At 67.3% G+C, this 14,467-nt stretch carries 13 protein-coding genes, 1 tRNA gene and 1 pseudogene; 9 read left to right on the top strand and 6 right to left on the bottom strand.

Translation table 11 applies throughout. From position 1 onward, the window contains the following. On the top strand, positions 1-1,026 hold the full coding sequence (locus NE358_RS02020) for an agmatine deiminase family protein (RefSeq protein ID WP_289940903.1): 1,026 nt from the start codon (positions 1-3) through the stop codon (positions 1,024-1,026). 26 nt (positions 1,027-1,052) lie between these two features. Here the strand turns inward: NE358_RS02020 and NE358_RS02015 are convergent, their stop codons facing one another. From NE358_RS02015 to NE358_RS02005, 3 genes are all read right to left on the bottom strand, one after another. Beyond that, positions 1,053-2,333, bottom strand: coding sequence for an MFS transporter (locus NE358_RS02015; RefSeq protein ID WP_289940901.1), 1,281 nt, complete (start codon positions 2,331-2,333; stop codon positions 1,053-1,055). A gap of 43 nt (positions 2,334-2,376) precedes the next feature. Beyond that, positions 2,377-2,922, bottom strand: a complete 546-nt coding sequence (locus NE358_RS02010) for a hypothetical protein (protein ID WP_289940899.1) — start codon at positions 2,920-2,922, stop codon at positions 2,377-2,379. Positions 2,923-3,157: 235 nt separating this feature from the next. Next, a complete protein-coding gene (locus NE358_RS02005; protein WP_141376559.1) occupies positions 3,158-3,502 on the bottom strand; it encodes a hypothetical protein in 345 nt (114 codons plus the stop codon). Between the two features lie 651 nt (positions 3,503-4,153). Here NE358_RS02005 and NE358_RS02000 point away from each other — a divergent pair. Both NE358_RS02000 and NE358_RS01995 read left to right on the top strand, forming a co-directional pair. Further along, positions 4,154-4,732, top strand: a complete 579-nt coding sequence (locus NE358_RS02000) for a leucine-rich repeat domain-containing protein (RefSeq protein WP_141376557.1) — start codon at positions 4,154-4,156, stop codon at positions 4,730-4,732. A 331-nt stretch (positions 4,733-5,063) separates the two neighbouring features. Next, complete coding sequence (locus tag NE358_RS01995; protein WP_353853277.1) at positions 5,064-5,402, top strand: SH3 domain-containing protein; 339 nt, start codon at positions 5,064-5,066, stop codon at positions 5,400-5,402. A 7-nt stretch (positions 5,403-5,409) separates the two neighbouring features. On the opposite strand, the pseudogene NE358_RS01990 reads toward NE358_RS01995, so the two are convergent. Next, positions 5,410-6,325: pseudogene (locus NE358_RS01990) on the bottom strand (IS5 family transposase). A 287-nt stretch (positions 6,326-6,612) separates the two neighbouring features. Between NE358_RS01990 and NE358_RS01985 the strand changes: the two are divergent. The 4 genes from NE358_RS01985 (at position 6,613) to NE358_RS01970 (ending at position 9,663) form a co-directional block, all read left to right on the top strand. Then, positions 6,613-6,882, top strand: coding sequence for a hypothetical protein (locus NE358_RS01985; protein ID WP_170210642.1), 270 nt, complete (start codon positions 6,613-6,615; stop codon positions 6,880-6,882). A gap of 7 nt (positions 6,883-6,889) precedes the next feature. After that, positions 6,890-7,771: a hypothetical protein gene (locus tag NE358_RS01980; RefSeq protein ID WP_141376551.1), complete on the top strand. Its 882-nt coding sequence runs from the start codon at positions 6,890-6,892 to the stop codon at positions 7,769-7,771. A gap of 564 nt (positions 7,772-8,335) precedes the next feature. Further along, positions 8,336-8,884, top strand: a complete 549-nt coding sequence (locus NE358_RS01975) for a Type 1 glutamine amidotransferase-like domain-containing protein (protein ID WP_218026337.1) — start codon at positions 8,336-8,338, stop codon at positions 8,882-8,884. Positions 8,885-9,414: 530 nt separating this feature from the next. Further along, on the top strand, positions 9,415-9,663 hold the full coding sequence (locus NE358_RS01970; protein ID WP_170210641.1) for a hypothetical protein: 249 nt from the start codon (positions 9,415-9,417) through the stop codon (positions 9,661-9,663). 121 nt (positions 9,664-9,784) lie between these two features. Here NE358_RS01970 and NE358_RS01965 read toward each other — a convergent pair whose 3' ends face one another. Next, positions 9,785-10,069 carry a GNAT family N-acetyltransferase gene (locus NE358_RS01965; protein WP_353853276.1) on the bottom strand — a complete coding sequence of 95 codons (285 nt, stop codon included), beginning with the start codon at positions 10,067-10,069 and terminating at the stop codon, positions 9,785-9,787. A gap of 1,037 nt (positions 10,070-11,106) precedes the next feature. After that, positions 11,107-11,196, bottom strand: a tRNA-Ser gene (locus NE358_RS01960). 313 nt (positions 11,197-11,509) lie between these two features. Between NE358_RS01960 and NE358_RS01955 the strand changes: the two genes are divergently transcribed. Together NE358_RS01955 and radA are read left to right on the top strand one after the other, a co-directional pair. Next, on the top strand, positions 11,510-12,463 hold the full coding sequence (locus NE358_RS01955) for an L-lactate dehydrogenase (protein WP_289940890.1): 954 nt from the start codon (positions 11,510-11,512) through the stop codon (positions 12,461-12,463). 257 nt (positions 12,464-12,720) lie between these two features. Next, a complete protein-coding gene (gene radA / locus NE358_RS01950) occupies positions 12,721-14,088 on the top strand; it encodes a DNA repair protein RadA (protein WP_103206849.1) in 1,368 nt (455 codons plus the stop codon). Positions 14,089-14,467: the final 379 nt, after the last annotated feature.

Genomic DNA, 14,467 nt, shown 5'->3' with positions numbered 1-14,467 from the left:
ATGTGGCGCATGCCCGCAGAATCCGCCCCGCACGAGCGCACATGGATGGCGTTCCCCCGCGAAGGCATCACCCTCGGAGTGGGCGCGGAATTCCGCGAGCAGGGTTACCGGGCCTGGACCGACGTCGCGCACGCCGTGCAACAGTTCGAGCCGGTGACGATGGTCGTCGACCCCACCGAGATGGCTCGGGCCCGACGCATGCTCTCCGCCGACATCGAGATCGTCGAAGCCCCGCTCGACGAGTTCTGGATGCGCGACGTGGGGCCCACCTTCGTCGTCGACCCCGACCGCCCGGGCGTCCTCGGCGCCGTCGATTGGATCTTCAACGGATGGGGCGCACCCGACTGGGCCGAATGGCAGAAGTCCGCCGGTATCGCCCGCGTCGTCGCCGAGCACGCGGGAGCCGAGCGCGTCGACTCTCTCCTCGTCGCCGAGGGCGGCGGGCTCCACGTCGACGGCACCGGCACGGTCCTTCTCACCGAGACCGTGCAGCTCGACCCCCGTCGCAACCCCTTCGCCGACCGCACCCGCGTCGAGGCCGAAATGGCCCGAACGATCGGAGCGACGGATGCCATCTGGCTCTCGCGCGGCCTGACCCGCGATTACGACGACCTCGGCACCAACGGGCACGTCGACATCGTCGCCACCTTCGCCTCGCCCGAGCACGTCCTCATCCACGAGCAGACGGACGCCTCCCACCCCGACTTCGAGGTGTCGCGCCTCGTACGGAGCGAGCTCGAGACCGCGTTCGCCGAGCGGGGCCGCAGCGTCGCCATCACCGGCATCCCCGCTCCTTCCGCTCTGCGTGATGACGAGGGGTGGCTCGACTGGAGTTACATCAACCACCTCGTCACCAACGACGGGGTCGTGTTGTGCGGCTTCGGCGACGACGCAGCCGACGCGCGGGCGCGCGAGATCATCGCCCAGGCCTATCCGGGTCGTCGCGTGGTCACGGTCGACTCGCGCCCCATCTTCGACCGCGGGGGCGGCATCCACTGCATCACGCAGCAGCAGCCGCGGGTGTGATCCGCCCGAGCGCGCGTGCGCGGTTCTCAGCTGCGCGAAGAGCTATCGTGGCGCGCTCTGCGCAGCGGTGAGAGGGCGATGACCAGCGCGGCGAGGACGAACAGCCCCGCGCCGATCCCGAGCGTCACCGGAAGGCCGAGCGAGGTCATGAGCACGCCCGCCAGCAATGCGCCGACGAAGAAGACACTGCGGTTCACGGTGCGGATGGTCGAGTTCATCCGACCCTGGATGCGATCCGGCGCGACGGACTGTCGGTAAGAGATGTCGTTCGTATCCTCGATCCCCATCGCGAGGCCGTAGACGAACTGCGCGGCCGCGACGACGGCGAGGATCACCCCGATGCCACTGTCGGGCCTGAGCGGGACGAAGGCCAGAACGGCCCAGGGCAGCACGACGAGAACGCGTCCGAGCAGGATCGCCCGGCCCGCTCCCAGCCGAACGCCGAGGCCCGGCGCGACCACCGCCCCCACGAAACCGCCGACTCCCCCGAGCGCCAGGGCAACCCCGTACGCCCACGCGGGCAGGGCGAGCTCGCGCAGCGCGAAGACGACGAATGCCGTCGCCACGATGCTGTTGCCGAGGAACCACACGTGGATCGAGATCGCGAGCGGACGCAGCCTCGGATGCCGATAGGTGTAGCGCATGCCCTGCGCGATCTCATGCCCCACGTGCCGGCCGGCGGCCCGCGGCGGAGCCTTCGCCTCGGACACCGAGATCCGCGACTGCAGCACCGCGGCGATCGCGGCGATGACGGCGTCGACCACGAACAGGATCGGCGCCCCGACGATCGCGAGAAGGGCACCGCCGATCGCCGGCCCCGCCGTCTGAGCCACGGTCTGGCTCTGGCCGAGCCGCGCATTCGCTGCCGGGAGCGACGATCTCGGCACGAGCCGCGGGAGCAGCGGCTGCGCTGCGGAGTCCCCGAACAGGGTGAGCACGCCGAGCGCGAGGGTGATCGCCGCCACCGACCAGAAATCGAGCACGCCCGTCAGCACGAGGATGGGGACGACGGCGAGCACCAGCGCCCGCCCGATCGTCGTGACCACCAGCGTCCGCTGCCGTCTTCCGCGGTCCATCCACGCGCCCACGACCAGGCCGAGGAACAGGTACGGAACGACGCTGAGGGCGTTCAGGATGCCGACCTGTGCCGGCGTCGCCGCGATCACCGTGACGATGAGCACCTGGAAGGCGACCCCGGCGATCGTCGACCCGAACGCGCGGAGCGTCGTCGCGGTCCAGAAGAACGCGAAAGCCGGATGGCGGAGGATCTCCCGCGGCTTCTCTGTCGGCGGCGCGTCCTCGTCCATCGGTCGAGCGTATCCAGGCCGGGGCGGACTCCTCCGTGGCCGGCTACTCGACGGCGGAATCCTCCGCGCGGACGCGGAACTGCTCGACGCTGCCTCGGTGTCCGCACCCGCCTCGGTCTTGCTGGCACTGCACGGGCTCGTCTCCGCGGAACCCGTCCCCGGGGCCGGTGAGGCGGGCGGAACACTGATCGGACGAGGCCTGCGGGGAGCCGATGACGTCGAGGTCGCCGTCGAGCACCACGTTCACGGTGAGCTGGACCGCGAAGGCGCTCACGTTCCCGCAGTGCGGGCAGCGGATGCCGGCGGGGCGCCCGGTCCTCGCGCTCGGAGCGCTCTCCGCGCCCGAGTCGGCGGCGGATTCGGCTGGCGGCTTCCGGTACACCGTGAGCTCATCCGCACAGTCATAGGTGAACCGGGTGATCTGCCCCAAGGGGTGACGCTCGACGATGCGGCGCGACCACGGGCTCTCGGCGTCGATCCCGATGACCTCCGAATCGGTGCCGAACACGACGTCCCCCGTCCTCAGATCGAACACCGGAAGCGTCACGACAGGGTAGGTGCGGTACTCGTGGGCGGCGGGGACGGTCATGCTGCAGCTCCGATCGGAACGGGGGCGTGGACGACGCGGGTCAGCGGCTTCGCGCACCATCGGGGGTGACGCGGAGGGTCCAGCCCTACTATCGGGTCGTCGGCACGGCTCCGTAACGAGCTGCCGTCGACGCGCTCCGGTTGCGTCCGCGCGAGGCACCGCGGGCGCCTGCCCGGGCGCGCGACGGGATCAGCGGTATCGGCGAGGTCCGCAGCGCAGTGACGCGGTCCGACGATCAGGGGGACGGCGCCAGGTGAGCGTCGGTCCGTTCCTGCAGGTAGGCGCACAGCTGACCCGCCGCTTCGACTTCGGCGCCGAGGGCGATGAGGTCGAGGGACGTGCCCGTGAGATCGCTGGGGCGCTCGGTGAGGGTGGCCACCCACCGCCCGCTTTCGTCGAGCTGGAGGTAGATGGCAGCGGGCGCGTGCCGCAGGTGGATGAGGACGATGAACGCGTCGCCGTTCTCGTCATCGTCCTGGGGAAGCACGAGCGGTTCGCCGAGCGCGGGAACGCCCCTGGCCACGAAGCGCGCGGCCCACTCGGCGATCGTCGCCTGCGTCGGGCGTTGAGGATCGGTCATACGCCGGCCGGACCAAGAGGGAGCCCACGGGCACCGCTGGCGTCGTCCATCACTCGTTCGATGAAGCGAAGGGGCGAGGGCATCCGGTTTTCGGTGTCGGAGATGCGTCGCTCTTGATAGACGAGCCGGTCCATCTGTTCTCCTGGCGGGGTGGTTCTCCGAAGGGTGGCCTGTCGCGTCCCGTCCCGGCGAGGAGGTCGCAGACCGCCTCTCGAGAATACCCTGACGGTGAACCCGCGGAACACGCCCCCCTGCGTGCCGCGGCGGTGGCGCGGCCCGCCCATCCCGTGGACACCACGATGAGACGTGTGGTGGCGCATCGAACCACTGGCGCGATTCGCCCCGCGGGGCGACGGCTCGGACCGAGGTCGTCGGCGCGGGAGATGACGACCGAGATGGGGAGTCGTCCCGCACACCACGGCTGTCGCGTCACGCGCGTTCCCGCGGCGATGTCGACCCACGCGCGGGATCGCGCCGCGCCCACGTCTTCGTTCGAGACCTCACCGCCCGGATGGGGTGCATTGGGGGCAGGTCCGGACGGTGAAGCCGTCGTCAAAGCTATCACCCTTGTCCCCCATTTGGGGGACACGTGCGAGGGCGTCGCCGTTCCCACCGGTCGCTGTCCGCCGGCGGGCGCGGGAGGATGATCGGGTGATCGATGAGGTGGAATCGCTAAGGGACGCGGGGCTCCGGGCTGCGGTGCGGCAGCATCTGCGCCAATTACCCCCGGGAGCGGGTGCGGGGAGCGTGAGTGAGATCGTCGTCGATGAGGTGACGATGCTGGATGGCATCGAGCGCTTTCGCGCTCTCCGACACCTGGGACTGGACGGCACGGATGTCGTCGATCTCCGTCCACTCGCAGGCCTTGGGGCTCTGGAAGAGCTGTGGTTGAGCGATACACGCGTGGCTGACCTCCGCCCGCTATCGGGGCTGCGAGCGCTCACGGTTCTCGAACTCGGCGACACGCCGGTCGTGGACATCGAACCGCTCCGTCCACTCCGACGCCTCCAGAAGCTGTGGCTGAACGGGACGAAGGTCGCCGACCTCAGCCCGCTCCGGTCCCTCGAGGGTCTGGTCACCGTGGGCGTGGCCGGCACCCCCGTCGAGGATTACCGTCCACTGGAGGCATTGGACGGCCTACAGATCCTGGCGGTTTCGCGGTCGGCTTCCGGGCGCCTCGGGGCGCTGTCGCAACGTGATGATCTGGCCATCCATTTCGTCGACGAGTGACGGTCCGCTTCGAAGAAGCCCCCTCCCGAGAACAGCGTGCCCCCTCGGAGCCGCCATCTTCGCGTCTTCCCGGAGCACCGTGTGACGCACCAGCTTCGGGCGGATCGAGTCGCACGCCCGGACGTGCCGGTTGCAGCTCAGCGCACCGTGGTCGAATCGCGCCCTGAGAAGTGAAACGGTTACCGCCGCGTCACCGCTGGTCAGCCCTATGACGAAGCGAAAACTTCATGTCATTCTCCCCCTTCACACTATTGACACCCAATCTTGTCGAGGTGCTAGGGCGTGTCTCCCATAGGCTGCGTGGGTCGGCTCTGATGGGAGGATTGACGCTGTGAGATGTGTGTTGACTGCCGATCATGAGATTCCAGATCGGGCCCCACTCGTGATCCTTCCCGGCGACGCCGTTCAGATAGGAGACCGGGACACGGAATGGCCCGCTTTCGTGTTCGTGACAGCGGCCCAGGGCACGGGATGGGTGCCGGCGCGTCACCTCGATATCGACGGCTCGGTCGGCACTGTTCGTCTCGGATACGACACCACCGAGCTACCGGCCAGGTTGGGAGAAGACGTCGATGTCCTCGTGGATGACTCAGAAAGCGGCTGGTCCTGGTGCCGGAACGCTGACGGACGTGAAGGATGGATTCCTCACCGCGTACTCGCCGTAGCGTGATCAATCGTTATGAACGTAGCCAGGTCAGGACGGCGCAGAGAGCAATCCCAGCACGGTAAGTGATCGCGAGTTTGTCGAACCGTGTGGCGATGCCGCGCCATTGCTTGGCGAGGGCGAAGAACCGCTCGACGACGTTGCGACCCTTGTAGGCCTCGACATCGAGGCCGGTTGGTCTCCCGCCTTTGCTGCCTCGCCGTTTGCGGGCGGCAGCTTGGTCGCGTTTGTCGGGGATCACGGCCTTGATCCCGCGATGGCGCAGTTCATTGCGGATCACGCCGGTCGCGTACGCGCGGTCAGCGAGTACGGCATCCGGGCGGGTGCGTGGCCGGCCACGACCAAGTCGGGGAACGTGGATCTCCGCCAGCACCGCACCCAGCACCGCACCGTCATTGCGCTGCCCGCCGGTGACGATCATCGCAAGCGGTCGGCCATGTCCGTCAACGGCCTGATGGATCTTCGTGGTCAGCCCGCCGCGGGAGCGGCCGATGCCATGACCAGGCGGTTCAACCTCGTGCCAGGGCAGATTCTTGTGATTCGATCCCGCCCCCTGTGTCTTGCTCGGGACGGGTCGTGTTCGTCGCGTGCTGGCGCGCACGCGCGATCGTCGCGTCGATCGACACCGCCCAGTCAATCTTCCCGGCAGAATCGGCCTCAGCGAGGATCCGTGTCAGCACGCGATCCCAGGTGCCATCGCCGGCATACCGGCGATGTCTCTTCCACACCGTCTGCCATGGGCCGAACTGTTCGCGCGGCAGATCACGCCACGGGATACCGGTCCGGAACCGGTAAGCGATACCCTCCACGACCCGCCGATCGTCACCGAATGGGTGACCACGCAGCCCCGTGTTCGAGGGTAGAAGCGGCTCGACCCTCGCCCACTGATCGTCTGTGAACACCCGATACCGCGAACCCGTCGAACTCACCCGCTCAGCCTGCCGTGAACCTCACGATCCATATGGGGGACACGCCCTAGTCGAATTCGCAACGCCTCGAGCGGATCTGATCGACAGATCCACCCTCATACATTTGATGCTTTTCAAAGCATGCATCGCAACAACTATCAAAATCAATCAGCTGTTTCACACAATGACCTCCTGCGAAACACTCAGCATGTGTGGGGGCTCGCCTCGCTATGTCCGAAGAATAGGAAATCGCGATGAAGAAATTGACCAAGATCGTTGTCACAGCTGGCCTGGGGGTTGGCCTGCTGATGACGAGTGCGCAAGCAGCATCTGCCGCGCAGTTCTACGATGACATCAACTACGGCAAGTACCTCGAGACCCTCAGCAATGGCAACCTCACCTACTCCGACAAGGCGTCTTCGATCCGCAACACGGGGTGGGCCACCTACTGCGAGAACAACGGGTGCGCCGGCCGCACCGTCCGCCTCAACGGCAGCTACAACGATCTGCGCGCCGTGAACACCGGCCTGAACTTCGGCGAGACCTGGAGCGACCGCATCAGCGCCGTCAAGCCGTAAGCAACCGATGAAGCAGCTCTTCAAAGGGCTTGCTCTTGTGGGGTTGGGGTGCGTGATTGTCGCGTGCACCCCAACCCCACAGGGCGGGTCGCCCACCAGCCTGGAACGCGACACGACGGCTCAGGTAAGCCTGGACGAGCGCACCGGGCACATCGTCTTTCCGCTCTCTCAGTACGATCTGTCCGCGTCAGCATCCGACATCGGCGTACTCAATCAAGCCCTGTTCCTGCGCATCGAAACCTGCATGAACGCGCGTTCCATGCCGTTCCGCGCAGGCCGCGTCGACCCGGGTCCCCCACTGGATGACAGGAACTTCGGCGTCTGGTTCGAGCCCGGAGCTCAGACGTGGGGACTGATGCGGCCACCCGATCCTGTAGCCGAAACGTTCCAAGCAGACGAAGACGCCGGGGGTGAGAGATGGTCGCAGGAGGTTGCTGCGTGCAACGCAGAGGCCGAGAGCGACCCCGATTCGGCCGACTTCGTTCCTACCCAGGACGCGATGTTCGACAGCTTGGCCCAGAAGCTCGGCACCACCGCGATGCGAGCGGCGACACGAACAGCGGAGTGGGGCGCGATCCGCGACAAGTGGTCAGAATGCCTGACGGCAAACGGTCTTACCGCGATGGATAGCGAGACCGATTGGATCTCCGTTGAGTCGCAGACCGCACTCGAGAACGGCGATCCCCCCGAACGAATCATTCAATTGTCGGGCATCGAGGCTCGCTGCAACAACGACCTACGCGTCACCCAGACGGCAGGAGATATTGTCGCTTCTTTCCAGGTTCCACTTATCTCAGCGAACCAAGTCACCCTGAATGATGAAAAAGCAGAAAAGGATCGGTACCTCGCGGCGGCAAAGAAATACATTGATCAGCAGAAGCACGGTTAGGTGGCATGAGTCTGCTCGGGACGCTCAATAAGAAGGTCTCCGCGCGCTGAGGCATCGACCCTCGACGACGCCGGACTGACGATGCGAAGGGACATGAAACCGTTCGGTCTTGCGCCGCACGAGCTCTGGTGCGGCAGTTTGACGTCGTGACAGCGACGTCCAGTGGCAATATGGCCGCGTGTGCGATGACGTTTGATGGTGGGGGCCTTCGCCAGCGGGCTTGACGTCGCCGTGGGTGTTCACGGCGGTGGGTGATCGTGGCGTTGGGACGTGCGTTACGGCGACGGTGGCGATCGTGTTGTGGTTGGTGCCGGTGACGCTGCCTGCACGGCACAGGTCGCAGGCCCTGCGCATGGTGCCGATGGGGCGGCTGGGAGCTGGTGTCGGCGGCGTATCGGAACGACCTCGAGAGAGCATCGAGCTGCGGCGCCGGTCGGTCATGTCGGGGGTCCTGCTTAGTCTGATTGTGTGAACATCCTTTTGCTCTCGTGGCACATCGGAGCCCTCTCAGCCTTCCTCGAAGAAGCGGTCGGAACCCCGCAACGTCCGCTCCGAATCGGGTACGTGGACGACGCACAAGCGCTCTTCGCCGACGCGCCCTTCGTCGCGGCCGAGCGTGACGCGCTCGCACGCCTCGGCCACGAGCTGAGTCGAATCACCGTGCGCGGCATGGGCTCGGACGAGCTCGATCGGGTGTTGTCCGACCTCGACGCTGTGTACGTGGCGAGCGGGAGCACTTTCGCTCTACTGGAGGCGCTACAGACGACGGGGAATGGGGAGGTCCTGACCGGTCACGTGCGAGCTGGCCTGCCGTACGTCGGCGTCAGCGCAGGGGCAATGGTCGCCGGTCCCGACTTAACCCCGGCGTCGCTCATGGATGACCCCGCCGATGGCCCCGCGTTGACGACGTTCGATGGTCTCGGTCTGGTCGATCAGGTTGTGATCCCGCACGCCGACGGGCTGTTGCCGCCCTATCCCCGGGAGCTGATCGAGCGCACGCTCGACACTTTCGGCACCGATTACACACTGCTCGCGCTTAGGGACGATCAAGCGTTTCTCGCTCAATCGGGGCGTGGGCGAGTAGTCGACTCTGCGCCTCTCCCGCGCAACTGACTCAGACACCCGACATCTCGACACCCCACCCTCGATCGCGATCGGAACAACCGCGCGAGAGCGGTGAGCTGCGGCGCTGGCGACGGAAAAGCGGAACCCCCGCCGCCCAGAGGGCAACGAGGGTTCGACAGGAGTGGACCGGAGACGTTCGAGAACTCAGGATCGACGTGGATATGGTGACACCCGTGAGCACGTCTCCTTCTCGGGTCACTAACTCGGTGGCTGCAATCGCACTCATGGCCGTCACCGCCCTGGGAGCAACCGGGTGCGTGGCGACATCCCGCCCGGCCGCAGACACCGCGTCGTCGCCAGCGCCTTCCCCGACCGACTCCCCCGCGCAGCCCACCAGTCCCCCGACGACCTCTGCCCATGCAGACGAGCGTCTGACCGCTCCCGTTTCCACTCGCATACCGGCGACCTGCGGGAACATCACGGATCCGTCATCCGATCTGACACTGGTCTCGCGGGTGTTGCCCGAGGGAGCAATCAAGCTCCCGCCAATGCCCGTGCTGGCGCGGGGGGCTGACTGCGTGTCCAGCCAGGGTTCCGACGACTCCTACGACTGGTCACCGGCGTCGGAAAAGGACTGGAACGATTTGGTCGCTCTGTACACGGCCAACGACAGCGCCTGGTTCACAGAGGACGGCCCGCGCGGGACCTACCTGACGTACAAGATCGACGGCCGCTACAGCCAGACGTTTCTCTTCACCGGTGATGCGGTCATCCTCGCACCCACCAAAGCCGCAACGGATGCCGTGATCGGCCCGCCACTCGCCTGACCCCGCGGCGAGAAGGACGAACCCCCGGTTGCGCGGAGGGCAACGAGGGTTCGGGAGGTGTGAGTCAGATCGAAAGGGAGTCGTCGGTGAGACGGTGACTATTCCGACGTTCTTCATGCGATCAGAGCGCAGTGCTCGGGAGTGTGAGTTCGAGGTGCAGGTTAATACCGGCGCGTCGAAATGGCGGTCGCACGTAGACACTCTGGAGATCGCCGGTAGCGCGAGTGAAGTGGGACGGGTTCGGGACGCGCTCGTGGAGCAGCAACCACGCCGCGCGGACCAGCTGCCCGTCGACCTCAGCCAGGGCGGTCACGCACCGCGTCTGTTCTTCGCGCCACCATCGCGAGAATCGCCGAGTGAAGCTGTTGTGCTCGTCCTTTGTCGGGCTCCTTCCCGGCTGATCCACTCGAATCTCAGATCAGCGAGCGCTTCCGCGTCGGAAAGGCCCGCCAGGCGCAGCTGGGCCGCCCCTTCTGATTGGTCGTCCATGCGTCGACATGAGGGGCAGTGTGAGGTGCGAAATCGCGTACGGCGTTCTCCGGGCCCGGGGGACACGGGTTGCCCGGGCGGACGCGAGAAGTACGACGACCGCTGAGGTCAGGCCGAAAAGCATGGCCGTACCGAACGCTGTCAAAGACGACAGCGTGATCCACGCGCCGCGTGAGCTGGTGGCCCCGTCCGGGTTACTCGCCAGAACGAATGCTGTGATGAGGACAACCGCCGCAACCGTGCCGGCGAACGGCAGAGACGAAAGGGCATCACGCCTCGACCTGGAGCGGACCCATCTCGCCACCGAGGTCGCGGCAATACCGACCGAGGTCACCATCGCGGCGAGACAAACAGCCGTGGCAATCCATCCAAAAGCCGTGCGTAGGTCGCCGACGGGTTCGCGTCCAATCACGAGCGGCGCGAACGTCCACTGGACACCTGCAAAACAGGGGAGGTTCCAGAACAGTCGGATCGCGGCCACGGAGGCGGCCGCCGGGATGCTGACGCCGACAAAGAGGCTGACCCAGCCGATCGCGAGGACATTCGCCTGGGTAAGCCGTCTACTCATGAGATCACCATCCGCCGTTGAAGGCCCAGAAGATGGGCGGGTCGCTACCGTAGTCGAGGGGTGTCCAGCAGAGGTCGGTCGCTTTCATGTTGCGCCAGTCCCCCAAAATAAGGCGGCTACTCGACGGGCGCGGTCCGGGAGAGTTTCCGCCGGTCACTCCCATGCAGTCGGCAAGGGCATCGACAGGAACCTCTCCACCAATCCCGCGACACCGGCTGCACCAGGGCACCAATTCCGGGACACCGCAGGCCTTATCTAACGGAGATGCGGAGGCGGCCGTCGACGATGGCGGGGCGGTTTTCTCGGTCCGGTTACCGCAAACGATTGATCCCCCAAGACGAAGGCCCCGAACCCCCGCGCTTCCGCGGGATTCGGGGCCTTCGTGGTGGCGGTGACGGTGGGATTTGAACCCACGGTAGGGGTGAACCTACACAACATTTCGAGTGTTGCACCTTCGGCCGCTCGGACACGTCACCGCCGAATAGCTTACGACACACTTCAGGATGCCGCGAATCGGCTGCCTGTCGATGGCCGGATGGGATCGGGGAGGTGTCGCCGCAGTCCGGAGAAACGGCGTCGCTCGCCCGCGACACCGCCACGCGCGGTCGCCGGTGTCCGAAGACTCCGGAGTTCGGCACGCACCACTGCGACCGCACGGGAGCGCCGCAACCCGCCGGCCCCGCGCCCTCGTACGTCGCGCATGGCGCAGCCCTCGACCCCTGGCATCCGTTCGTCCACCGTCGAACGACCACGCTGGAAGCCGCCCTCCCCCGCTGCCAGGATCGAGCCATGAGCGTGATCGAGAACTCGAAGCTGACGGTCGTCGGGGCCGGGAGCGTGGGCGCGAGCGTCGCGTACGCCGCCCTGATCCGCGGGTCGGCGCGGCATGTCGCGCTCTACGACATCGCGGCCGAGAAGGTCGAGGCCGAGGTGCTCGATCTGGCCCACGGCACGCAGTTCACCGGGTCGAGCGACATCACCGGCGGAAGCGACGTCTCGGTGGCCGCGGGCTCGCACGTCGTCGTCATCACGGCCGGCGCGAAGCAGAACCCGGGCCAGACCCGCACCGAGCTCGCCGCGACCAACGCCGCGATCATCCGCGACATGATGCCGAAGCTGCTCGACGTCGCCCCGCACGCGATCTACGTGATCGTGACCAACCCGTGCGACGTGCTCACGGTCCTGGCTCAAGAGGCCACGGGCCTGCCCAGCCGCCGCATCTTCGCCTCGGGCACCGTGCTCGACACCTCGCGCCTGCGCTGGAAACTCGCGCAGCGCGCCGGGGTCGCCACCTCGAGCGTGCACGCCTGGATCGTCGGTGAGCACGGCGACACCGAGTTTCCGCTGTGGTCGACGGCCACGATCGGCTCCGTGCCGATCACCGAGTTCGATCTCCCCGACGGCACACGCTTCGATCGCGAGCAACTGGACGCGATCGCCGTCGACGTCCGCGACGCCGCGTACAAGGTCATCAAGGGCAAGGGCGCGACCAACTACGCGATCGGCCTGTCGAGCGCCCGGATCGTCGAGGCCATCCTGCGCGACGAGCACGCGATCCTGCCGGTCAGTACGGTGCTGCAGGGCTTCCACGGCGTCAACGGCATGGCCCTGTCGGTGCCCTCGATCGTCTCGGCGCGCGGAGCGGTTCCCCTCCCGGGCACGCCGTTCTCCGACGCCGAGCTGACGCTGCTGCGCCGCTCCGCCGACGCTCTGACAACCGTCGCGGGGTCGCTCCGCGACTGACCACCGGTCGACCCCGTGGGTTCAGCGCGCGCCCACCCGGCGTACGTGCGTCGATCGCCTCCGTCTCACGCATAAACGCGATCGAGTCGCATAAACGCGTTCTGCACGTGTTTATGCGCGTGGATCGCGTTTATGCGTGGCCTCGGGCTGCGCACCGGCGGGGCAGATCCCGGATGCCGGGACCCCGGCCGGACGTGCGACCACCGCATGCCGCGGCCCGGCGCGGCGATGTCGGAGGCCCCGCGTAGCCTGAGCACATGGCATCCCGACGTCCCGCTGCAGCCCCTGCCCCGTACCGCTGCACCGAGTGCGGGTGGACGACGCTGAAGTGGGTCGGGCGCTGCGGCGAGTGCCAGTCGTGGGGCACGGTCGTCGAGGCCGCGGAACAGACCGGGATCGTGCGGTCGATCACGCCCGTCGCTCCCGGGGCCGCCCGCGCCGCGCGCCGGATCACCGAGATCGACACGCAAGACGCCCCACGCCGCACGAGCGGAGTGGGCGAGTTCGACCGGGTGCTGGGCGGCGGCATCGTGCCGGGCGCGGCAATCCTTCTGAGTGGGGAGCCGGGCGTCGGCAAGTCCACGCTGCTGCTCGAGGTCGCCGCCCAGAGCGCCCGCGCGGGTCGGCGCGTGCTCTACGCCAGCGGAGAGGAGTCTGCGGCGCAGGTACGGCTGCGCGCCGAGCGCACCGGGGCCCTGCACGACGAGCTCTTCCTCGCGGCCGAGACCGATCTCGCCACGATCCTCGGGCACATCGACCAGGTCGAGCCGGGACTGCTGATCGTCGACTCCGTGCAAACGGTGTCGTCGGCCCACAGCGACGGCGCGGCGGGTCAGCCCGCCCAGGTGCGCGAGGTGGCGTCCGCCCTCATCCGTGTGGCGAAAGAACGAGGCCTCCCCGTCATCCTCGTCGGCCACGTCACGAAAGACGGGTCGATCGCGGGGCCCCGCATCCTCGAGCACCTGGTCGACGTCGTCTGCCACTTCGAGGGCGACCGGCAGACCTCGCTCCGCTTCGTGCGAGCACTCAAGAACCGCTTCGGCCCCACCGACGAGGTCGGGTGCTTCGACATGACGGGCACGGGTATCGCCGAGGTCGCCGACCCGAGCGCGCTGTTCCTCGGCCACGGTGAGCCCGAACCCGGCACGTGCGTCACGATCGCGATGGAGGGGCGGCGCGCTCTGCCCGTCGAGATCCAGGCCCTCGCCGTGCGGCAGACGGCGCCCAACCCGCGCCGCATCGTCAACGGCGTCGATTCCTCGCGCGTCGCGATGGTGCTCGCCGTGCTCGAGAGCCGAATGGGCCTGACGCTCTCGGATCGCGACGTCTACGTTTCCACCGTCGGCGGGGTGCGCCTGGTCGAACCCGCGGCCGACCTCGCGATCGCGATCGCGGTGGCCAACGCGGTGAAGAACCGCAAGGTGTCGAAGCGCCTCGCGGCGATCGGCGAGCTCACCCTCACGGGCGAGATCCGCAACGTCACGCAGGCCGCTCAGCGCGCGTCAGAGGCGAAGCGGCTCGGCTATCACACCGTCCTCGACGCCTCGTCGCGAAAACTCGCGCAGGCCCTCAACGAGTTGCAGGTGCGCGGCCTGCCCCGCGACGACAGCGAACCCGGGTTCTGAGACGCACCCGGAGCATAAAGCGCCTCCAGCAGACCGATGCGGTGAGATCGAGCGGTCGCGAGTTCTCAGGAACCGGTGGCCCCACGGGACACCGCTCCCGTGCGATCGTCAACGGCCGGGAGGAGAAGACCGGCGGCGGCGGTGCGGCGACGTCATCCCGAGAACGGCGGGGATGACAAGTCCTGCGGCGCATACGGCACCGACGATCAGGTACTCCATGTCCCCGAGTCTTGCACGAGCCCTTCACCCGCGCGAGTTCCGCCTCTCACCCGCCCGGTCGCTCGCCCACACGCCCCCGCCCCATCCGACGCTCGAGTGTCCACAACACCCGGACGAAATTCAGAATGCTCCGGGTGTTCTGGACACTCAACGGGCAGTG

This window comes from Sphingomonas sp. G5, from assembly GCF_052660795.1.
This window is presented reverse-complemented; position numbering and strand designations above follow the sequence as displayed.

Coding starts and splice junctions, on each gene's coding strand:
- NE358_RS02020 (WP_289940903.1), top strand. CDS start 1: ATGTGGCGCATGCCCGCAGAATCCGCCCCGCACGAGCGCACATGGATG.
- NE358_RS02015 (WP_289940901.1), bottom strand. CDS start 2,333: ATGGACGAGGACGCGCCGCCGACAGAGAAGCCGCGGGAGATCCTCCGC.
- NE358_RS02010 (WP_289940899.1), bottom strand. CDS start 2,922: ATGACCGTCCCCGCCGCCCACGAGTACCGCACCTACCCTGTCGTGACG.
- NE358_RS02005 (WP_141376559.1), bottom strand. CDS start 3,502: ATGACCGATCCTCAACGCCCGACGCAGGCGACGATCGCCGAGTGGGCC.
- NE358_RS01985 (WP_170210642.1), top strand. CDS start 6,613: ATGACGAGTGCGCAAGCAGCATCTGCCGCGCAGTTCTACGATGACATC.
- NE358_RS01980 (WP_141376551.1), top strand. CDS start 6,890: ATGAAGCAGCTCTTCAAAGGGCTTGCTCTTGTGGGGTTGGGGTGCGTG.
- NE358_RS01955 (WP_289940890.1), top strand. CDS start 11,510: ATGAGCGTGATCGAGAACTCGAAGCTGACGGTCGTCGGGGCCGGGAGC.
- radA (WP_103206849.1), top strand. CDS start 12,721: ATGGCATCCCGACGTCCCGCTGCAGCCCCTGCCCCGTACCGCTGCACC.